This is a genomic window from Agrobacterium radiobacter, from assembly GCF_040801995.1.
GTDB classification, from domain to species: Bacteria; Pseudomonadota; Alphaproteobacteria; order Rhizobiales; family Rhizobiaceae; genus Agrobacterium; species Agrobacterium radiobacter.
The window spans coordinates 890,151-910,885 of record NZ_JBEGHX010000002.1; the positions used below are offsets into that span (position 1 = coordinate 890,151).

General features: G+C 59.4%; 15 protein-coding genes. 7 read left to right on the forward strand and 8 right to left on the reverse strand.

Annotated features, from left to right (window positions below):
- Window positions 1–4: 4 nt before the first annotated feature.
- Together MRBLRC7O_RS18020 and MRBLRC7O_RS18025 are read right to left on the reverse strand one after the other, a co-directional pair.
- A complete protein-coding gene (locus MRBLRC7O_RS18020; RefSeq protein WP_003506123.1) occupies window positions 5–1,000 on the reverse strand; it encodes a KpsF/GutQ family sugar-phosphate isomerase in 996 nt (331 codons plus the stop codon).
- A 112-nt stretch (window positions 1,001–1,112) separates the two neighbouring features.
- Window positions 1,113–1,478 (reverse strand): PAS domain-containing protein, encoded by a 366-nt coding sequence (locus MRBLRC7O_RS18025; protein WP_020809342.1) that lies wholly within the window; start codon window positions 1,476–1,478, stop codon window positions 1,113–1,115.
- Window positions 1,479–1,570: 92 nt separating this feature from the next.
- Between MRBLRC7O_RS18025 and MRBLRC7O_RS18030 the strand changes: the two genes are divergently transcribed.
- Window positions 1,571–1,891 (forward strand): hypothetical protein, encoded by a 321-nt coding sequence (locus tag MRBLRC7O_RS18030; protein ID WP_153315100.1) that lies wholly within the window; start codon window positions 1,571–1,573, stop codon window positions 1,889–1,891.
- A gap of 6 nt (window positions 1,892–1,897) precedes the next feature.
- Window positions 1,898–3,397, forward strand: a complete 1,500-nt coding sequence (uppP, locus tag MRBLRC7O_RS18035; protein WP_112539542.1) for a polysaccharide biosynthesis protein UppP — start codon at window positions 1,898–1,900, stop codon at window positions 3,395–3,397.
- A 57-nt stretch (window positions 3,398–3,454) separates the two neighbouring features.
- Here uppP and galU read toward each other — a convergent pair whose 3' ends face one another.
- Window positions 3,455–4,342: a UTP--glucose-1-phosphate uridylyltransferase GalU gene (gene galU / locus MRBLRC7O_RS18040; protein WP_003506117.1), complete on the reverse strand. Its 888-nt coding sequence runs from the start codon at window positions 4,340–4,342 to the stop codon at window positions 3,455–3,457.
- A 195-nt stretch (window positions 4,343–4,537) separates the two neighbouring features.
- On the opposite strand from galU, the gene MRBLRC7O_RS18045 reads away from it, so the two are divergent.
- From MRBLRC7O_RS18045 to MRBLRC7O_RS18060, 4 genes are all read left to right on the forward strand, one after another.
- Window positions 4,538–5,761: a lytic murein transglycosylase gene (locus MRBLRC7O_RS18045; protein ID WP_087746072.1), complete on the forward strand. Its 1,224-nt coding sequence runs from the start codon at window positions 4,538–4,540 to the stop codon at window positions 5,759–5,761.
- 63 nt (window positions 5,762–5,824) lie between these two features.
- Window positions 5,825–7,060, forward strand: coding sequence for an SGNH/GDSL hydrolase family protein (locus MRBLRC7O_RS18050; protein ID WP_087746249.1), 1,236 nt, complete (start codon window positions 5,825–5,827; stop codon window positions 7,058–7,060).
- 251 nt (window positions 7,061–7,311) lie between these two features.
- Window positions 7,312–7,986 carry a response regulator transcription factor gene (locus MRBLRC7O_RS18055; protein WP_020809062.1) on the forward strand — a complete coding sequence of 225 codons (675 nt, stop codon included), beginning with the start codon at window positions 7,312–7,314 and terminating at the stop codon, window positions 7,984–7,986.
- On the forward strand, window positions 7,983–9,338 hold the full coding sequence (locus MRBLRC7O_RS18060) for a sensor histidine kinase (RefSeq protein WP_111820587.1): 1,356 nt from the start codon (window positions 7,983–7,985) through the stop codon (window positions 9,336–9,338). The genes MRBLRC7O_RS18055 and MRBLRC7O_RS18060 overlap by 4 nt, the downstream gene beginning before the upstream one ends.
- Before the next feature lie 84 nt (window positions 9,339–9,422).
- Here the strand turns inward: MRBLRC7O_RS18060 and MRBLRC7O_RS18065 are convergent, their stop codons facing one another.
- The 3 genes from MRBLRC7O_RS18065 to gltB are packed head-to-tail and all read right to left on the reverse strand — an operon-like array spanning window position 9,423 to window position 15,805.
- On the reverse strand, window positions 9,423–10,877 hold the full coding sequence (locus MRBLRC7O_RS18065) for a glutamate synthase subunit beta (RefSeq protein ID WP_112278438.1): 1,455 nt from the start codon (window positions 10,875–10,877) through the stop codon (window positions 9,423–9,425).
- Between the two features lie 15 nt (window positions 10,878–10,892).
- A complete protein-coding gene (locus MRBLRC7O_RS18070; protein ID WP_161490922.1) occupies window positions 10,893–11,051 on the reverse strand; it encodes a hypothetical protein in 159 nt (52 codons plus the stop codon).
- Between the two features lie 8 nt (window positions 11,052–11,059).
- On the reverse strand, window positions 11,060–15,805 hold the full coding sequence (gene gltB / locus MRBLRC7O_RS18075; RefSeq protein WP_087746076.1) for a glutamate synthase large subunit: 4,746 nt from the start codon (window positions 15,803–15,805) through the stop codon (window positions 11,060–11,062).
- A gap of 369 nt (window positions 15,806–16,174) precedes the next feature.
- Between gltB and MRBLRC7O_RS18080 the strand changes: the two genes are divergently transcribed.
- The gene (locus tag MRBLRC7O_RS18080) at window positions 16,175–17,227 is read left to right on the forward strand and encodes a threonine aldolase family protein (RefSeq protein WP_060723129.1); all 1,053 of its coding nucleotides are present in this window, start codon (window positions 16,175–16,177) and stop codon (window positions 17,225–17,227) included.
- Window positions 17,228–17,255: 28 nt separating this feature from the next.
- Here the strand turns inward: MRBLRC7O_RS18080 and MRBLRC7O_RS18085 are convergent, their stop codons facing one another.
- Complete coding sequence (locus MRBLRC7O_RS18085) at window positions 17,256–17,945, reverse strand: response regulator transcription factor (protein ID WP_003506100.1); 690 nt, start codon at window positions 17,943–17,945, stop codon at window positions 17,256–17,258.
- Between the two features lie 48 nt (window positions 17,946–17,993).
- Entirely contained in the window at window positions 17,994–20,696 is a 2,703-nt protein-coding gene (locus MRBLRC7O_RS18090; protein ID WP_065695121.1) for a DUF4118 domain-containing protein, read from the reverse strand.
- Window positions 20,697–20,735 lie beyond the last annotated feature (39 nt).

Consider the following 20,735-nt stretch of genomic DNA (forward strand, 5'->3'; position numbering starts at 1 on the left):
AGCGTCAAGCCACGCCGATCCTCAAGAGATCGTGGAAATGCACCAACCCGATCGGTCGATTGTCGTCATCAATGACAATCAGCGCGCCGATGTGGAATTTTTCCAGCGTCGCCAGTGCGCTGGTTGCCAGCACCGATTTTTTGACGGTCTTCGGCGAGCGGGTCATGATGTCGTCGACCGTCATTTCGGCGAGGTTGCGCGACAGGTTGCGCGCCATGTCACCCTCGGTGACGATGCCGCACAGACGGCCATCCTCATCCAGAATGCCAACACAGCCGAAATGCTTGCGCGAGAGAACACCAACCGCTTCCGGCATGGCCGTTCCCTTATTGACCAGCGGCACGCGATCACCGGTATGCATGATATCGCTGACCAGTGTCAGGCTAGCCCCCAGCTTGCCGCCGGGATGAAACACCTTGAAATCGCCCGCTGTGAAATTGCGCGCCTCGAGAAGCGCAACGGCAAGGGCATCGCCCAGCGCCAGCTGCATCAATGTGGAGGTCGTCGGTGCAAGTCCGAGCGGGCAGGCTTCCTGCTCATTGGGAACCAGCAGCACAATATCTGAAGCCTGGGCCAGCGATGAATTTTCCGAGCAGGTGAGCGCGATCAGCGGAATGGAAAAACGGCGCGAATAATTGATGATGCTGCGCAATTCCGCGCTTTCGCCGCCTTTGGAGATCGCCAGCACTACGTCGTCGCCGCCGATCATGCCGAGATCGCCATGGTTGGCTTCCGCCGCATGCACAAAAAAGGCAGGCGTGCCGGTGGAGGCGAAGGTGGCCGCAAGCTTCGCGCCTATGTGGCCGCTTTTACCGACCCCGGTGATGATGAGGCGGCCGTTCGACTGGCCGATGGTCTCGATCGCCTTGCAGAAGGGCTCGGAAAGACCGTTCTGGAGAGCGTCCTCAAGGGCGGCAAGGCCAGCCCGCTCCATCGAAATCGTCCGCACGGCGGATTCGATGGCGTTGTCTTCGACCAGTTTGACGGCGCGCGTAATCATGGCCGACTGTTACTCTTTCAGCCGGAATAAGTCCACTCTTCAGCCGGCAAGCACCGAGTTTTAGTAGATGCCACCCGAAAATGTTCAGCGGTTTCGGTACGACGGCATGTCGTCAATGACGCCGGTCCGGTGGAGAAATCTCCTCGATCGTTCCCAGCCGCTTGAAAGGGATGTTTTCCTCATCGACCAGATATCGCCCGAGCGTCCTTACCCATGAGACCGAGCCGTCGCTACGGCGTACGGCATATTCCTGATTATAAAAACTCGCGGCCTTCAGGGTGATCAACGCCGTTTCGATCACACGGTTTCGATGATCCAGGTCCACTTTTTCGAGCATCTGAAAAATGCTGATGCCCTGCATCGCCTGTCTTAGTGGAATCCCGAAGAGATCAGCACATACTTCATCTAAATAGAAACGGTCATTGGTAATATCCCAACAATAAAAGCCAACCTGCTTGATGTTCAAAACGGGATTCATGAAACGACGCTGTCACACAAAATAAATTTAATACGGCTTGCTGAGCAATAGAAGATCAGCCCTGTTAGATCATAGGGCGATTCCGTGCCAAATTGAAACGTTTTAATCTTCTCATATTAGAATTTTTTTGCATTTATGACTATTTTTCTCCAGTCATCGGAGCGGACGAAATCGAGCCGTCGGTTTCGGTGATGGATGCCGCTGCTTTTCCGCCGCCCGCCATAACGCTGAAATCCCGGCGATCTTTATCAACTGTTAACCATAAAAAACCTATTGTTAAAGCGATGTTAAAACTTGCGTCGCCTGTCTGGTCCCTGGTTTCTTCATGTCATTTCATCGGCCTGTCACTCATCGGGTCCGAGGAGATGCCCTGGCGGGCCTTCGATCCGGCATCGGCCAAACTCGCCGGGTGAAAAGGAATGAATGTGAAGGGCACCGCCACACGTCTGCCGACGTCGCGGAAAGCAGCAACCCTGCTGCTCGCCTGTACGATTTTTTGCCCGCAGGGAAGTGCTTTCGCGCAGACTGCAACGACGGCCACGCCCGTATTACCGGGCGCCGCTTCTGCCGGAGACGGAAGAACCTCACCCCCGCTGGCGACGGATGGAGGGGTGAACACAGGCACGGCTCAGGCCACAGCCACGCCGGCGCCCGCACCACAACTCTGGCGTCCGTCCAACAATCCCGGCGACCCGATTTACGAACAGCAGGACGACGCGGGCCAACCCTATGCCGACGCCGAAAACCCCTATGAGCCGACGATGGACGGCGGCGAAAATCCACGGATAGCGACTCAGCCCGGACAGACGCCCGGCATCCGGCTCGGTACATTCCTGCTGCGGCCTTCGATCAGCCAGACGATCAACACGGAAAAACAAACGAATACCGGCGGCCCTTCCAGACGCAACTATCTGACGACGGGCATACGCGGCACGCTCACCAGCGACTGGTCCCGCCACGCTTTGACGGTGACAGGCGACGGTGCCTGGGAGAGAAACTTCGGCAGCGACAAGGATGGCGAAGAGCCCCGGGCAAGAATAGAGGCCGATCTGCGCCTTGATCTCGGCGAAGAAACGACAGCCAATCTCAAGGCCGGTTACGAATTCAGCCGTGAGGACACGACGGACCCCAACGCTCTGACTGGCGCTGCCGTACAGGGCGGCGAACACCGCTTCACCACGAGCGCGTCGATAGAGCGGGATTTCGGCAAGCTGCGCGGCCTGGCGGCGCTCGATCTCTCGCGCACGGTCTATACGGATGCAAAAGGCATAGACGGACGGCCGATCAGCCTCAGCGACCGCGACCAGAAGGGTGCCAACCTGCGCGGACGCATCGGCTATGAATTGTCACCGGCGCTCATCCCCTTCCTCGAGCTGAACGCCGGGACGACCAAATATGACAGGCGTCTCGACAATTCGGGCTATGCCCGTTCCTCCAATGCCTATGGGGCAAAGATCGGCGCGGAAGTCGATCTTGGCGAGAAGACACGCGGCGAGGCCGCCATCGGTTATCTGCGCAAGCAATATGATGACGATCGTCTCGCCTCGATCGGCGCATTGACACTGGATGGCGAACTCAACTGGTCACCCCAGCGCGGCACGAATGTCAATCTCGGCCTGCGCACGACGATAGAGGACTTTGCCGGCGGGCCGCAGGGTGGCTGGATTTCCTACCGGCTGGATGCCGGCCTGACCCACGAATTGCGCAACAACCTTGTCGCCCGCCTGACGGGACAGATCGTGCACCGCACCTTCCCCTCTTCCGACACAGAAAATGCCGTGGAATATACCGCGGGTGCCGGCCTGACCTGGGGTCTCAACCGCTATCTCGACCTGACCGCGGACGTCAGCTACCAGTGGACGCCGGTTTATGACAGCAGCGAGCTGCGCGTCGGCGCAGGACTTGTCCTGAAGCGATAATGGCCACAAACGAAAATCCCGGCGCAAAGGCCGGGATTTCCTTATATGCTCGGTCGATTATTTCAGACCGTCGATCAGAGCCTTGATCGGCTCTTCGATCGCAGGGCGAATATCGCCACGCTCGAGCGCGAATGCGACGTTGGCAAGAATGAAACCATCCTTGGCGCCGCAATCGAAGGTCTGGCCACGGAAATGATAGCCGGCGAACTGCTGCGACTTGGCAAGCGACAGCATGCCGTCCGTCAGCTGGATTTCATTGCCGGCGCCACGCTCCTGATTTTCGAGAATGTCGAAAATCTCGGGCTGAAGAATATAACGGCCGTTGATGTAGAAATTCGACGGCGCCGTACCCTTGGCAGGCTTTTCGACCATTTCAGTGATCTTGAAACCTTCGCCGACGGCGTCGCCCACGCCGACGATGCCATATTTATGCGTCTGATCAGGGGCGCATTCCTGCACCGCGATGACATTGCCCTGGGTCTGGTCGTAAAGTTCGACCATGCCCTTAAGGCAGCTTTTCTGCGAATGCATGATCATGTCGGGCAAGAGCACGGCGAAAGGCTCGTCGCCGACGATATCACGTGCGCACCAGACCGCATGGCCAAGACCAAGCGGCACCTGCTGGCGCGTGAAGCTTGCCGTGCCCGCCTTGGGCAGAAGGCCGGCCAGCAATGTCAGCTCGGCATTCTTGTTGCGCTCGCGCAGCATCTGTTCGAGTTCAAATTGAATATCAAAATAATCTTCAATCACAGCCTTGCCGCGGCCGGTGACAAATACAAAATGCTCGATGCCCGCTTCCGCCGCCTCATCAACGACGTATTGAATGACCGGCTTGTCGACGACGGTGAGCATTTCTTTCGGAACCGCCTTGGTGGCGGGCAGGAAACGCGTACCGAGACCTGCGACCGGAAATACAGCCTTCCGAATTTTCTTCTGTTCTACCACATATCCCTCCTGAGAGATAAAACTTGATCACAATCCCCGCACGCTGTTGTTATTTCAAAAATAACAACGTTTTGTAAAGGGTGACGCTACCATCTATTAATGGTAAAGAATTTGTTGACGTTCTTTTGTTATCCATGACGACGCCCGATGCGTTTTCGCAATCGAAATGACATTCGAGAGAACGAAAGACTGACGATGACAAAGATGATCCTTTCAGGTGTCCGCAAATTCGGCTGCATGATGGTTGCAGGTTTGGCAATCTCGCTGGCGCCCGTTTCTGCTCACGCAGATGCGGGGTTCAGACAGTGGATCAACCAGTTCTACGCAACAGCCGCGAAAGAAGGCATTAGCAAGGCGACCTATCAGAAGGCCTTTGCCGGTGTCAGCGAGCCGGATCCGGATGCGCTGCGCAAGGCCACCTTCCAGCCGGAATTCACCACGCAGATCTGGGATTATCTCGATTCCCGCGTCAATCCGTACACGGTGCGGATCGGCCGCGAAATGAAGATGAAGCACGCGACGACGCTCAACTGGATCGAGCGTAACTTCAATGTCGACAAGCACATCATTCTCGCCATCTGGTCGATGGAATCGAATTACGGCGCGGTTCTCGAAAAGCCGGAGCGGCTGCACAATATTCCGCAGGCGCTGGCAACGCTCGCCTACTCCGATCCCAAGCGCGCCAAATTCGCGCGCACGCAATTGATCGCCGCTTTGAAGATTCTTCAGGCGGGCGACGTGACACCGAAACAGCTGACGGGTTCCTGGGCGGGCGCGATGGGTCACACCCAGTTCATCCCCACCAGCTACCTGCTTTATGCCGTCGATGCGGATGGCAACGGCAAGCGCGATATCTGGCATTCCGTTCCCGACGCCCTGGCAACCGCTGCCAATCTTCTTTCCAAGAACGGCTGGGAGCCCGGCCGCACCTGGGGTTACGAAACCGCCGTTCCGCGTGGCGGCGCCCGTTATGAAGGGCAGACGAAGACCATTGCGGAATGGGCAAAGCTTGGCTTCACCCGTCCGAACGGCAAGAACTTTACCCGCGGTTCCGATCGCGCCATGCTGAAATTGCAGGGTGGCGCAAACGGCCCCGGTTTCCTGGTGATGAAGAACTTCTTCACCATCAAGAAATACAACGCTTCCGACAGCTATGCGCTGGCTGTCGGCCTGCTTGCGGATGAGATTGCCGGTTATGGCGGCATGCAACAGAAATGGCCGCGTCCCGACGGGACGCTGGATATTCGTGAAAAATTCGAACTCCAGACCCGCATGAAGGAACTCGGCTATTATGATGGCGAGGTTGACGGGAACTTCGGCTCCGGTTCGAAAGCCGCCATCAGCGCCATCCAGTCGCGCATGGGTATGGAAACCGACGGTCAGCCGTCGCAGCGGTTGCTGAGAGCCCTGCGCAATTGATAATGTGCCGGCGAATTCGGCGGCGTTGTGGGCGCCGTCGATGCATCCGGAAAGGTTGATGTCATGAGTAGGAAACCTGCGGAAAAAAACGGAAGAACCGGCTGGCGTTTCTGCGCCGTCCTTCTTTCCGCTGTGCTTACACTGCCGCTCGTTCCTTCCGAAAGCTTCGCACAAGAGCAACGGCGCACCCTGTTTGAAATGCTCTTTGGCAAACCTGTGGGCCGCGATGGCGGATCCGGTCGTGAATACCAGCCCCGCAACCGCCGGGATTTTCCCTCTGCTCCGCGTGAACGATCGGTCACCCGCCCGCAACCCGCCAGAAAAGCGCCCTCGGTGGTGCAGATGCGGACCGCAAAACCGGAACCGGCAGCCAAGCTTGAAAATGCAAGGCGCGTTCTGGTCATCGGCGATTTTCTCGCCGGCGGCATGGGGGAAGAACTGGTCAATGCCTTTGCCAGCTCGCCGGCAATCGCCGTCGATGTGCGTGCCAACGGCTCTTCCGGCCTCGTCCGCACCGATTATTATGACTGGTTCAAAAACCTGCCGCAATTCATCAGCGAGACCAATCCCGCCACCATCGTCATCATGATGGGATCGAATGATCGCCAGCAGATGCAGATCGGTGATATCAGGGAAAAATTCGGCACGGAGGTCTGGTTCAAGGAATATGAACGGCGGATCGACGAACTTTTGACCCTTGCCGGACGCCAGAAGGTGCCGCTGCTCTGGGTTGGCGTTCCCGCCTTCCAGTCGCCGTCGCTTTCGGCCGATCTCGTTGGCTTCAACCGGCTTTATCGCAGCCATGTCGAAAAATATGGCGGTGAATTCGTTGATGTCTGGGACGGTTTCGTCGATGAGGCGGGAAAATTCGTCATCACCGGCTACGACATGAACGGCCAGCAGGCCCGTCTGCGTGAGGCTGATGGCATCGGCATGACACAGGCCGGCAAGCGCAAGCTTGCATTTTACGTCGAAAAATTCGTGCGCCGGCACCTTGATAGCGCCGGACCGGACCTCGTGAAACTGGACGGCAGCAATCTGCCGGCGCTCACCTCCCTGCCCGCACTTGGCATCGATGCGGGGCAGGTACGGACCCAGCCGATCAGCCTGACCGATCCCAATCTCGATGGCGGCGACAAGCTGCTGGGCGACGCCCCTTTGACCGCCGGCCCCACACGCGTATCCGTTGTGGAATCGCCGCGCGAAAGGCTGACCAAGCGCGGCGAGATGGCCGATGCACCGGCAGGTCGCATTGATGATTATCGTGTGGCGCCGGATACCACACAGGCCAAACAATAATCACTTTCGCAGCGGCCTGACCGCCCCGCAGCGGGCGTAATGTTTAGGCAATCCGCGCATGACAGGGTAGGTAGAGCTTTGCAGGAATGCGGGGTTGGCCATCCACCACCCCCGGTCCCCCTTTTGCATGGCGATATTTATTTGACGGCGACGCCTCGCTTGTCCGTAGCGTCAGCGGCGCCGTCTTTTTTTGCCTTTCGCCCGCCCCCCTTCCTGCCGGAAGGTACGCCGGACAATGCCGAGATGAATTCATGCGCCTGCTGCTTGTTGAAGACGAACGCGAAATGGCAGCAGCCCTGTCCGCCGCGCTCCACCGGTTCGATATTATCGTAGATACCGTCGGCACGCTCGATCTTGCCCGTCACGCCATCATGGATGGTGTTCACGACCTCGTTGTGCTTGATCGGCAATTGCCTGATGGCGATGGCATCCAGCTGATAGAAGATTTGCGCCTCCTGCCCATCACCCCGCCCGTCATCGTGCTGACGGCGCAGGGTTCACTTGCGGATCGGGTCAATGGCCTCAATCTCGGTGCGGACGATTATCTGGCCAAGCCGTTCGCCGTCGAGGAATTGCTTGCTCGCATCCGGGCCCTGATGCGCCGGCCGGCGGGTGCGGTCACGATGACAGCAAAGCTCGGCAGGCTGGAATTCTGCTTCGAAACCCGCGAAGTGCGCATCATGGGTGAATTTCTTCCACTGACAAGACGGGAACTGCTGATCCTCGAAGCCCTGTTGCGGCGGCAGGGCAGAACGGTGCTGCGCTCATTGCTCGAGGACGCTGTCTATAATTTCGATGATGAGATCCAGTCCAATGCGCTCGATTCCCATATTTCCCGCTTGCGCCGCAAACTGGCGGCCGCAGATGCGGGTCTCGAAGTCCACGGCATTCGTGGCGTCGGTTATCTCCTGAGGGCCACCTTATGAAACCGGCCAAAAGAAAATCGCTCAAACGCCGCCTCACCATTCAATTGCTGCTGTTCCAGATCGGCAGCCTTTTCATCGTTACCGCGGCCATCATCACCTATATGTCGAGTGGCGGTGCGGGCAGCGCGCTGCTCAGCCCTGAGGCGGCCCAGATAACCGCCAATGCGATCGTGCGCGATAAGGATAATCGGCTGGTTCTCAGGGAAACACCTGAGTTCATCGACCTGCGCAACGGCACCTCTGATTTCTGGTTTGTCGCCGTCAGCGAAAAAGGCGAGATCGTTCAGGGCGGGCAGGTGCCTGAGGCCTTCAGCAACATGGATCAACAGCTTAGCGACGTCAGGATCTCGGACGTACGCGACGCAGCGCTTTCCTATTCCTATCTTGCCGTGGTGCGCATCGCCGTCGTTCGTCGCGCCTCCGGCCCAGCGGGAGAATTCGTCATGATCGGCAAGGGCGGCCCGTTCAGCATGACTTTCCCCGTCCTGCTGTTCTCAAACATACTGATCATGCCGGTCCTCATTCTCATGTCCATCGTGACGATCGTCGCCATTCCCTGGCTCATCCGCAGGGAATTTCGCGCCCTTTCCGCCATTGCCCGGACAGCGGAAACCATAGATATCGACAGACGTGGATATCGATTGCCGGATGGCGATATTCCACGAGAGGTGCAACCGCTCGTGCATGCCGTCAACGGCGCGCTGAAACGGCTGGATGACGGCTACGAACGGCACAAGCGTTTCATTCTCGATGCCGCCCATGAATTGCGGACCCCCGTCGCCATTCTCCAGACCCGCGTTGAAACGCTGCTGGACGGCCCGGCCCGAAACAGAATTTTGGCGGATGCCAGCCGCATTGCCGTGCTGGCCGAACAATTGCTGGATCTACAACGTCTCGGCGGGCAGAAGGCACCTCTGGTGCCGCTTGATCTTGTCGGCCTTTGCAGGTCGGTCGTCGCCGATATGGCTCCGCTCGCCATATCACAGGGATATGCGCTCTCCTTTGAGCCGGAGGAAGAGCCGATCCTCGCCCTTGCCGACGACGCCTCGTTGCAGCGCGCCCTGATGAACATCGTGCAGAATGCCATCGAACATGGCGGCAATCGCGGAACGATCACGATGAGGGTCGCGGCAAACCGGGTGATCGAGATAGCTGACGAAGGCAATGGCATTCCCGAAGAGGAACGGGAGCTGATTTTCGAGGCCTTCCACCGCCTGCGGCCTAAGGATCGCGGCACCGGGCTCGGGCTCAACCTCGTGCAGGAGATCATACGCTATCATGGCGGAGAGATTACCATCAGCGATGCTTCCACCGGTGGCGCCTGCTTCCGCATCACCCTTCCCTATTGCTGAAGAAGAAGCCCTCATTTTCGAAGACAAAAGAAAAGGCCTGTTGCAGACGCAACAGGCCTTTTCCGTTCGTATTATCTTCGGTGCTTAGCGCGGAAGAACGGTCGCCCCCATCAGCGCCTCATCGATCGCGCGCGCCGCCTGGCGACCTTCGCGGATGGCCCAGACCACCAGCGACTGGCCGCGGCGCACGTCACCCGCCGCCCACAGCTTGTCCACCGAGGTCCTGTAATCCGTCTCGTTGGCAACCACGTTGGTGGAGCCGCGGCGGTCAGTATTCAGCGTCAGCTGGCCTTCCATTTCCTTCAGCACGCTATCGGTGAAGGGACCGGAGAAGCCGATGGCGATGAAGGCGAGATCGGCCTTGATGATGAATTCCGTACCGGCAATCGGCTTGCGACGATCGTCCACCTGACAGCACTTCACACCCGTCAGAACGCCGTCTTCACCGACGAATTCCAGCGTGGCAACCTGGAATTCGCGAACGGCGCCTTCGGCCTGCGAGGACGAGGTGCGCATCTTCGTTGCCCAGAAAGGCCAGACCGCAAGCTTGTCTTCCTTTTCCGGCGGCATCGGGCGGATATCGAGCTGTGTGACTTTCACCGCACCCTGACGGAAAGCCGTGCCGACGCAGTCGGAGGCCGTATCGCCGCCACCAACGACGACGACATGCTTGCCGCCGGCGAGGATCGGATCGGCCGGCCAGCCGATGCTGTCGATGTTTTCACGGCCGACACGGCGGTTCTGCTGCACGAGATAAGGCATGGCATCATAAACGCCATTAAAATCGGCGCCACCGATGCCGGCCGGGCGCGGGGTTTCCGAACCGCCGCAATAAAGAACGGCATCGTGATCGGCCAGAAGCGCTTCAACCGTCACATCCACACCAACATTGACGCCGCAATGGAAGGTAACGCCTTCGCCCTTGATCTGCTCGACACGGCGGTCGATGAAGTTCTTCTCCATCTTGAAATCGGGGATGCCGTAACGCAGCAGCCCGCCGGGCTTCGTTTCGCGCTCGTAGACATGAACCTCGTGGCCGGCGCGGCCCAGCTGTTGCGCAGCCGCCATGCCGGACGGGCCGGAGCCGATGATGGCAACCTTCTTGCCGGTGTGGATCGTCGCCGGCTTCGGCACGATGAAGCCCAGCTCGTAAGCCTTGTCGGCAATCGCCTGCTCGACGGTCTTGATGGCGACCGGCGCATCCTCGAGGTTCAGCGTGCAGGCTTCCTCGCAGGGTGCGGGACAGACGCGGCCGGTGAATTCCGGGAAGTTGTTGGTGGAATGGAGGTTGCGGATCGCCTCTTCCCAGTTGTTGTTATAGACCAGATCGTTCCAGTCGGGGATCTGGTTGTGCACGGGACAGCCCGTCGGACCGTGACAGTATGGAATGCCGCAATCCATGCAGCGCGCCGCCTGCTTCTGCACCTCGGCATCCGACATCGGAATGGTGAATTCGCGGAAATGGCGGATACGATCCGATGCGGGCTGATACTTGCCCACCTGCCGGTCGATTTCCAGAAAACCTGTTACCTTGCCCACGTATATGTCCTCACATCAAAGCGGAGCGCCTGTCGGGCCCCAGTACCAGGTGGCGAAACCGAAGGCCGCCCCCAATACGATGAATTCAAATCCGGTCTCGCCGCTCGTCCAGTAGATCGCCGTGGGAACGGCGACCGCGATCATCAGCGAGACCAGTTGGTGTAGTGTCCTCACGCGGCGGATTACTCCGCCGCCACGCCCATGCGCATACGTTCCATTTCCTCAAGCGCACGACGGTATTCGACCGGCATGACCTTGCGGAACTTCGGACGGAACTCGCTCCAGCGGTCGAGTATATCCTTGGCACGCGACGAATTCGTGTAGTGGAAGTGGTTGGAGATGAGCTGGTAGAGACGCTCCTCGTCGTGGCGCGTCATGTCCTCGGAAACGTCGACACGTCCCTTGTGCATGAGGTCGCCGCCGTGATGGTGCAGCTTCTCCAGCATGTCGTCCTCTTCCGGAACCGGCTCCAGCTCAACCATGGCCATGTTGCAGCGGGTGGCGAAATCGCCCTTCTCATCGAGAACGTAAGCCACACCACCGGACATGCCGGCCGCGAAGTTACGACCCGTTTCACCGAGAACGACCACGATGCCGCCCGTCATATATTCGCAACCATGATCGCCGACGCCTTCGACAACCGCGACGGCGCCGGAGTTGCGCACCGCAAAGCGCTCACCCGCAACACCGCGGAAATAGCACTCACCGGTGATCGCACCATAGAGAACGGTGTTGCCGACGATGATCGAGTTTTCCGCAACAATCCGGGTGTTTTCCGGCGGACGCACGATGATGCGGCCACCCGAAAGACCCTTGCCGACATAGTCGTTGCCGTCACCCACCAGATCGAAGGTGATGCCACGGGCCAGGAACGCACCGAAGGACTGGCCCGCCGTGCCGCGCAGCGTCACGTGGATCGTGTCGTCCTTCAGTCCCTTGTGGCCCCAGCGCTTGGCAAGCGCGCCTGATAGCATCGCACCAGCAGAACGGTCGACGTTCTTGATCGGCACTTCGAAAACGACAGGCTCGCGGTTTTCCAGCGACGGCAGTGACTTCTCGATCAGCTTGCGATCGAGAATGTCGTCGATCGGGTGCTTCTGACGCTCTGTCCAGAAGGTCGCTTCCTTGGGAGCCTCGACCTTGTGGAAGATCCGGCTGAAATCCAGCCCCTTGGCCTTCCAGTGCGCGAGCATCTCATCCTTTTCGAGCAGTTCGGAAGCACCGATGATCTCGTCCAGCCTGGTAACACCAAGCGAGGCAAGGATTTCGCGCACTTCTTCGGCCACGAAGAAGAAGTAGTTGATGACGTGTTCCGGCGTACCCTTGAAGCGCTTGCGCAGAACCGGGTCCTGCGTGGCGACACCGACGGGGCAGGTGTTGAGGTGGCACTTGCGCATCATGATGCAGCCGGCCGCAATCAGCGGCGCGGTAGCAAAGCCGAATTCATCAGCACCGAGCAACGCGCCGATGATGACGTCACGGCCGGTCTTCAGGCCGCCATCCACCTGCAGCGCAACGCGCGAGCGAAGGCCGTTCAGCACCAGGGTCTGCTGGGTTTCGGCAAGGCCGATTTCCCAGGGCGAACCGGCATGTTTGAGGGAGGTGAGCGGCGAAGCGCCCGTACCGCCATCAAAACCGGCAACGGTGATATGATCGGCGCGCGCCTTGGCGACACCGGCCGCAACCGTGCCGACACCCACCTCCGATACCAGCTTCACCGAAACATCAGCTTCCGGATTGACGTTCTTCAGATCGTAGATCAGCTGCGCCAGATCTTCGATGGAGTAGATGTCATGATGCGGCGGCGGCGAGATGAGGCCGACACCCGGTGTGGAGTGACGGGTCTTGGCAACCGTCGCATCCACCTTGTGGCCGGGCAATTGTCCGCCCTCGCCGGGCTTCGCGCCCTGCGCCACCTTGATCTGCAGCATGTCGGCATTGACCAGATATTCGGTCGTGACGCCAAAACGGCCGGATGCGATCTGCTTGATGGCCGAGCGTTCCGGGTTCGGCTGGCCGTTCAACAGCGGCATGTAACGGTCGGATTCTTCGCCGCCTTCGCCGGTGTTGGACTTGCCGCCGATGCGGTTCATGGCGATGGCAAGCGTCGTATGCGCCTCGCGGCTGATGGAGCCGAAGGACATGGCGCCGGTCGAGAAGCGCTTGACGATGTCAGCCGCCGGTTCGACGTCGTCGATGGAGACCGGCTTGCGGCCGAGAGCTTCCGCAGACTTGACCTTGAACAGACCTCTGATGGTGTTCATGCGCAGCGCCGTCTCATTCACCATGCCGGCGAATTCGCGGTAGCGATCCTGGCTGTTGCCGCGCACGGCATGCTGCAGCGAGGCAACGGCATCCGGCGTCCAGGCGTGGCTTTCGCCGCGCATGCGATAGGCATATTCGCCGCCAATATCGAGCGTGTTGGCAAGGATCGGATCCTTGCCGAAGGCAGCCGTGTGGCGGGTTACGGTTTCTTCGGCGATTTCAGTCAGACCGACGCCCTCGATGGAGGTGGCGGTGCCGAAGAAATATTTCTCGACGAATTCCGAAGACAGGCCGATGGCGTCGAAGATCTGCGCGCCGCAATAGGACTGGTAGGTGGAAATGCCCATCTTGGACATGACCTTGAGGATGCCCTTACCAACTGCCTTGATGTAGCGATAAACGACTTCATCATCGGACACTTCCTTCGGGAATGCACCGTGCTTGTGCATGTCGAGAAGCGTATCGAAGGCGAGATAGGGGTTGATCGCCTCCGCGCCATAACCGGCGAGCAGACAGAAATGGTGGATTTCGCGCGGTTCACCGGTTTCCACGACGAGACCGACCGAGGTGCGCAGACCCTTGCGGATCAGGTGATGGTGCACGGCGGCCGTCGCCAGAAGTGCCGGGATCGCAATGCGGTCCGGGCCGAGCTGACGGTCGGAGAGAACGATGATGTTGTAGCCGCCGCGAACGGCGGATTCCGCCCGCTCGCACAGGCGGTCGAGCATTTCAGGCATGCCTTCCGCACCGCGCTCCACATCATAGGTGAAGTCGAGCGTCTTGGTGTCGAAACGGTCTTCCGTGTGGCCGATGGAGCGGATCTTTTCCAGATCGCCATTGGTCAGGATCGGCTGGCGAACTTCCAGACGCTTGGCGCGGGCCGCACCTTCGTGATCGAGAAGGTTCGGGCGCGGACCGATGAAGGAAACGAGGCTCATCACCAGCTCTTCGCGGATCGGGTCGATCGGCGGGTTGGTGACCTGTGCGAAGTTCTGCTTGAAATAGGTGTAAAGCAGCTTCGACTTGTCCGACATGGCCGAAATCGGCGTATCGGTGCCCATCGAGCCGATAGCTTCCTGACCCGTCGTCGCCATCGGCGACATCAGCAGTTTCGTATCTTCGCTGGTGTAACCGAAGGCCTGCTGACGGTCGAGCAGTGACACGTCGCGACGCAGCGCACGCGGCTCCACGGGCTTCAGATCCTCAAGAATGAGCTGGGTGCGGTCGAGCCAGGTGCGGTAAGGATGCTTGGCGGCAAGCTCGTGCTTCACATCCTCATCGGAAATGATAGAGCCCTTTTCCATGTCGATCAGCAGCATCTTGCCCGGCTGCAAACGCCACTTCTTGATGATGCGCTCCTCCGGCACCGGCAATGTGCCGGCTTCGGACGCCATGATGACGCGATCATCATCGGTGACGAGATAACGCGCCGGGCGCAAACCGTTACGGTCGAGCGTCGCGCCGATCTGCTTGCCATCGGTGAAGGCGACGGCGGCGGGGCCGTCCCACGGCTCCATCAGCGCGGCATGATATTCGTAAAACGCCTTGCGTTCAGCCGACATGGACAGGTTGCCCGACCAGGCTTCCGGAATCAGCATCATTACGGCATGCGCCATGGAATAACCGCCGCGCACGAGGAATTCGAGCGCGTTGTCGAAGCAGGCGGTGTCCGACTGACCTTCATAGGAGATCGGCCACAGCTTGGAGATATCGTCGCCGAACAGCACGGAGGAAACAGACGCCTGACGCGCCGCCATCCAGTTGACGTTGCCGCGCAGCGTGTTGATTTCACCGTTATGGGCGACCATGCGGTAGGGGTGCGCCAGCTTCCACGAAGGGAAGGTGTTGGTGGAGAAACGCTGATGCACCAGCGCAACCGCGGATTCGAAACGCGGGTCCGCCAGATCCTTGTAATAGGCGCCAACCTGATAGGCGAGGAACATGCCCTTGTAGACGATAGTCGAGGAGGAGAGCGACACGGGATAGAAATCCTGCGTTTCCTTGCCGCCGCCCTCATCATAGATGCGGTTGGAGAGAACCTTGCGGATCAGGAACAGCTTGCGCTCGAAATCAGCATTGGTGGCAGCGTCGCGCCCGGCACCAATGAAGACCTGAACATGGTGCGGTTCGGTCGCTGCGATATCCGGCGCCTTGGAGAGCGAGGAATTATCGACAGGCACATCACGGAAGCCAAGGAACTGCTGCTCCTCCTCACCGATGACGTCAACGATCACCTTCTTGTAGTGCTCGATGCGGGAAGGATCGCGCGGCATGAAGATGTGACCGACAGCATATTCGCCAGCCTTTGGCAACGTCACGCCCTGCCCGGCCATTTCCTCGCGGAAGAAACGATCGGGAATCTGCACTAGAATGCCCGCACCATCGCCCATCAGCGGGTCGGCACCGACGGCACCACGATGCGTCAGGTTTTCGAGAATGAACAGGCCGTCCTTGACGATCTGGTGCGACTTGACGCCCTTCATATGCGCAACAAAACCGACGCCGCAGGCGTCATGTTCATTGGAGGGATCGTAAAGACCCTGCTTTTCCGGCAGGCCGCCCGCGAAACGCGCTTTCGCAGAAACGGGTGCGGCCGCAGCCGCGGTGGGACAGTCAGTGGTCAGGGCGGCGGCTGCAATCTCTGCCTGCGGCTTGTTCATCATTTTTGTCCCTCCTGCAAAATTACTTGCATGGTTTCATGCGAAGATCCGGCTCGACACGAATTTTCGCTTCCCGCAAAATCCGTATTCAACCCGGCTCGATCAAATTTAGGACAGCAAAGCTGTCTCAATTCACGAGGATTTTGACAGAAACGGGCGAATTTTGCAAGGGTGCGAATCCAATTAGTGAAAGCCCCATTTTGCAGCGAAGTTTCGATACTGACCTATTGTGCGAAACTTTCTTGTCGCAAAGCAGCCCGACCCGTTGCTTTCATTACCGGATTTGCCAATCTCAATGTTCCGACCTAGAACTTTCCCGTTATCGCTTCGAACAGCCCGAACAGAACCTCAGCTATCGGAAAGCCTTCAGAGATGTTTTTTGCTTCAGACAATTGGGCTGGCGCCCATCCGGCCGTCAACGAACGGCTTTCGCGGGAATCCACACGCTTTGCCGCAGCTTATGGCACCAGCGAACTCGATCTCTCCATCGAAAAACGCTTCAACGAGATTTTCGAACGCGAAGTCGCGGTATTTTTCGTCGCGACCGGCACGGCGGCCAATTCGCTTTCGCTGGCCAGCATTGCCCGCGCTGGCGGCCTGACCTTCTGTCATTCCGAAGCGCATGTGATCGAGGACGAGTGCGGCGCGCCAGATTTCTTTTCCGGCATGCGCATGGTGGCAGTCGAGGGACCGAACGGCAAGATGCTGCCGGAAAACCTGATCGAACGCATTGCCCGTTATCCGCAGGATGCCGTGCACCACGGCCGCGCCGCGGCCATCACCATGACGCAGGCAACCGAAGCCGGCACCGTCTATACGCTCGATGAAATCGACGCCATCGCCAAAATCGCAAAAGACAACGGCCTGCCGCTACACATGGACGGCGCGCGTTTCGCCAATGCGCTTTCCGCACTCGGCACCACGCCCGCCGAAATGACGTGGAAACGCGGCGTCGACGTCCTGTCTTTCGGCGGCACGAAAAACGGCTGCTGGTGCGCGGAGGCAATCGTCTTCTTCGATCCCTCGCTCGCCCGGGACTTTTCCTTTCTGCGCAAACGCACCGCCCAGCTTTTTTCGAAATCACGCTTCATTGCCGCACAGTTCGAGGCCTATCTGCAGGACGACCTGTGGCTCGGTCTCGCCGGCCACGCCAATGCCATGGCCAACCGGCTCCGCGCCGGTTTCGCTTCGCTAAACAGCGCCCGCCTTGCCTGGCCGACCACGGCGAACGAGGTTTTCGCTATTCTGCCGAAGGCTGCCGCCGAAGCTGCTACGGCAAAGGGTGCGAAGTTCTATGATTGGCTGGAACCGCGCGACATGCCGCAAGAAGTCGGCAAGGACGAGATGCTGATCCGCATGGTCACCAGCTTCGCGACAACCGAGGCCGATGTGGACGACTTCCTGTCGATCTGCGCTGCCGTCTGAAATATCAGGGCGTCGCATCGCGACGCCCTCACACCTCCTGCAGCCGATAACCCACACCGGTTTCCGTCAGGATATAACGGGGCTGATCCGGAATTTTTTCGATCTTCTGGCGAAGCTGGCGCACATAAACCCGCAAATATTGCACGTCGGTCAGTTCGTCCCACACATGCTCCAGCAGGAAACGGTGGGTCAGAACCTTGCCGGCATGCTGCACGAGAACCCGCAGGATGTCATATTCCTTCGGCGAGAGCTTCACCTCCCGGTCCTCCACCCGGACGATGCGTCTGACCAGATCGACGGAGAGGTCGCCGGTCTGAAACACCGGCCTCTCCCCCTGGCTTTGCAGACGATGGCGCAGAGCAACACGGATGCGGGCGACGAGTTCGTTCATGCCGAAAGGCTTGGTGATATAGTCATCCGCCCCCAGTTCCAGCGCCTTGACGATACCCGCCTCATCCGTGCGGCTGGAGAGAATGATAACCGGCAGCGCCAGGCCCTCGCCGCGCCATTTCGCCAAGAGATCATGCCCCGACATGTCCGGCAGGCCGAGATCGAGAACGACGAGATCCGGCTTGTCCTCACTGACCAGCTCCATGGCGACCTTCGCATTCATCGCTTCGCTCACCGAATATCCCTGAGTCGACAGCCCCACGCGCAAAAGCTTGCGGATCGGCGGTTCGTCGTCGATGATCAGAATACGAACGGCGGAATTGGTCATTCCCGATCTCCTTCAGCGGCATAGCCGCTTGTCGCCGGCAATCGTGCCTTAATCATGATCTATTACAGGCGCATCGGCAGGAACCGGCAGACTGACGGTAAACTGCGCACCGGTGCGACCCGGCCTGTTTTCCGCGCGGATCGACCCGCCCATGGCCTCGATAAACCCCTTGCAGATGGACAGTCCGAGACCCGTTCCGGCCTGCACATGGTCCGCCTTGCGCACCCGGTAGAAACTGTCAAACACCCGCTCGGTATCATCGGGTGGAATACCCGGCCCCGCATCGGCTACAGACAGGAAGATATTCTTGCCATGTCGCCAGCCGCGAATCTCGATGGTCGTATGTTCGGGAGCGTATTTGGCGGCATTGTCGATGAGATTGAACAGGACCTGTTCGAAAAGCACGGGGTCGACCTTCAGCATCGGCAGGTCGGATGGAATATCCAGAACGATCTCATGCCTGACGACGATTTTTGCCGCGCGCGACAGCGCGGTTCCGACCATATCGCCCAGGAAATGCAGACCATAATTCGGCTCCATGGCGCCCGAACCGATCCGCGTCATATCGAGAAGATTGGAGATGAACCGGTTCAGCCGCTCGGATTCCTCGATGATCGTCGAAAGCAGTTCGCCGCGCGCATCCGGCGGGATGTCCTCGCCGAAATCCTTCAGTGTTCCGGCCGAACCCAGGATAGCCGCAAGCGGCGTCTTGAGGTCATGGGAAATGGATGTCAGCAGCGCGGTGCGCAGCCGGTCGGTTTCCGCAGCAAGCCTTGCCCGGTCGACGTCAGAGACGAGCTGAATCCGCTCGATGGCGAGTGCCGCCTGATCCGCCAATGCGTCAAACAGCCGTTGCTGCTCCGGCGTCAGAAGCGGGCCGAGCCGGTCATCGTCCAGCCCCACCACGCCGACGGCGCCACTGCCAGTGCGCAAGGGCAGATAAAGACGTTTGGCGCCGGGAAGCGTATCTGCGCCCCTGCCCGCAGCCTTGTTGTGTTCCCAGGCCCACTGGGCGGCGGCAATATCGGCGTCGACAAGCGTATCATCAGGCGGATATCCCGCCTTGACCGCTATCGTATTGTTTTCCGGCAGAAGCAGAACGATCCGAACCTTCAGCATCGAGGCCATCTGGAAAGCGGCTGCCCACAACACGTCGTCCAGCGTTCCTGTCACCGAAAGCTTCTTGGAGAACAGATACAAATCTTCCGTCGTTCGCGCCCTTGCCCGCGCGGAGGCCGCCTGCCGCTGCACCGCGACGGTGAGGTTGGAGGCGACGAGCGCCACGCCGAAATAAAACAAAAGAGCGACAAGGCTGTCCGGAGAACTGACCGTCAGCGTGTAACGGGGCTCCAGAAAGAAGAAGTTGAAGGCGACCGCGCCAAGCAGCGAAGCATAAAGCGCCGGGCCCAAACCGCCGCGCACGGCGGCCGCCAGAACGGCCATCAGGAAAACAAGCGCGAGGTTCTGCACATCGAGCGTCTGATCGAGCACGATGCCGACCACGATCGCCAGCCCGACAAACAGGGTGCTGTTGAGATAGGACCGGAAGGACTGGCGTGACCGCGCCGGTGCGGGCTTTACGGCTTGACCCTGCTTTTCTTCCCTCTTGTCGCCGGAAATGACATGCACGCTGATATCGCCCGCGTGGTCGATCAGATCATGCGTCAGCGAACGCTGGAAAATTCGCTGCCACCAGGATTTTCGCGGGCGGCCGATGATGATGTGCGTGAAATTATTGGCATTGGCGTAGGAGATGATCTCACGGGTCAGGTCCAGTGCCGGCAGGGTCACCGTCTCGCCGCCAAGCTGCTGCGCGAGCCGCATGGTGCCCGCCAGCCGGTCTTTTTCCGCCTCCGACAATTGTTGCGAACGCGGCGTATCGAGATGCAGCGCCGTCCAGGGTGCACGCAGGCGATCCGCCTGTCGGCGGGCGTAACGCACCAGCCCCGGACCATTGCCGCCATGGTCGAGACAGACCAGAACCCTGTCTCCCGCCGCCCAGGGGCCGGAAATGGCATGGGACTGCATGTGGTTGAGCAATTGCTCATCCACCCGTTGGGCAGTGCGCCGGAGGGCAAGCTCTCGCAGGGCCGTCAGGTTACCGCGCGAAAAATAATTCTCGATGGCGCGCCGGGCGGTGCGGGGCAGGTACACCTTGCCATCCTGCAGGCGTTTGATCAGATCGTCAGGGGTAATATCGATGATTTCGACATCGTCGGCCCGGTCGATGATGCTGTCAGGCACCGTTTCACGAACACGGATGCGGGTGATCTGCGCAACGATGTCGTTCAGGCTTTCGACATGCTGGATATTCAGCGTCGTATAGACGTTGATGCCCCGCGCCAGAATCTCCTGAACATCCATGTAACGCTTGGGATGGCGGCTGCCGGTGGCATTGGTGTGAGCCAGTTCATCGACCAGAACCAGAGCGGGACGACGGGCCAGAATGGCATCGAGATCCATCTCCTCCAGCACCTGACCCCGATAATCGATGCGACGGCGGTGGATGATCTCGAAACCCTGCACCAGCGTTTCGGTTTCCCGGCGGCCATGGGTTTCAACGACGCCGATGACGGCATCCACACCATCCGCCAGCTTCGCCCGGCCGGACATCAGCATTTCATAGGTCTTGCCGACGCCGGGCGCTGCGCCCAGAAAAATCTTCAACCGGCCCCGCGCCTCGCGCCGGGCGTTTTCCAGCAGCGCATCGGGCGATGGTCGGCTCGGCATATCACGATTGTCGTCAGGCATTTAACCCACCAGTGGTCGAGGCTATGGCTTGCGAACAAG

Bases quoted from the DNA above. Each gene is read 5' to 3' on its own strand.
- MRBLRC7O_RS18020 (WP_003506123.1), bottom strand. From the start codon at position 1,000: ATGATTACGCGCGCCGTCAAACTGGTCGAAGACAACGCCATCGAATCC.
- MRBLRC7O_RS18025 (WP_020809342.1), bottom strand. From the start codon at position 1,478: ATGAATCCCGTTTTGAACATCAAGCAGGTTGGCTTTTATTGTTGGGAT.
- uppP (WP_112539542.1), top strand. From the start codon at position 1,898: ATGAATGTGAAGGGCACCGCCACACGTCTGCCGACGTCGCGGAAAGCA.
- MRBLRC7O_RS18045 (WP_087746072.1), top strand. From the start codon at position 4,538: ATGACAAAGATGATCCTTTCAGGTGTCCGCAAATTCGGCTGCATGATG.
- MRBLRC7O_RS18050 (WP_087746249.1), top strand. From the start codon at position 5,825: ATGAGTAGGAAACCTGCGGAAAAAAACGGAAGAACCGGCTGGCGTTTC.
- MRBLRC7O_RS18055 (WP_020809062.1), top strand. From the start codon at position 7,312: ATGCGCCTGCTGCTTGTTGAAGACGAACGCGAAATGGCAGCAGCCCTG.
- MRBLRC7O_RS18060 (WP_111820587.1), top strand. From the start codon at position 7,983: ATGAAACCGGCCAAAAGAAAATCGCTCAAACGCCGCCTCACCATTCAA.
- gltB (WP_087746076.1), bottom strand. From the start codon at position 15,805: ATGATGAACAAGCCGCAGGCAGAGATTGCAGCCGCCGCCCTGACCACT.
- MRBLRC7O_RS18080 (WP_060723129.1), top strand. From the start codon at position 16,175: ATGTTTTTTGCTTCAGACAATTGGGCTGGCGCCCATCCGGCCGTCAAC.
- MRBLRC7O_RS18085 (WP_003506100.1), bottom strand. From the start codon at position 17,945: ATGACCAATTCCGCCGTTCGTATTCTGATCATCGACGACGAACCGCCG.
- MRBLRC7O_RS18090 (WP_065695121.1), bottom strand. From the start codon at position 20,696: ATGCCTGACGACAATCGTGATATGCCGAGCCGACCATCGCCCGATGCG.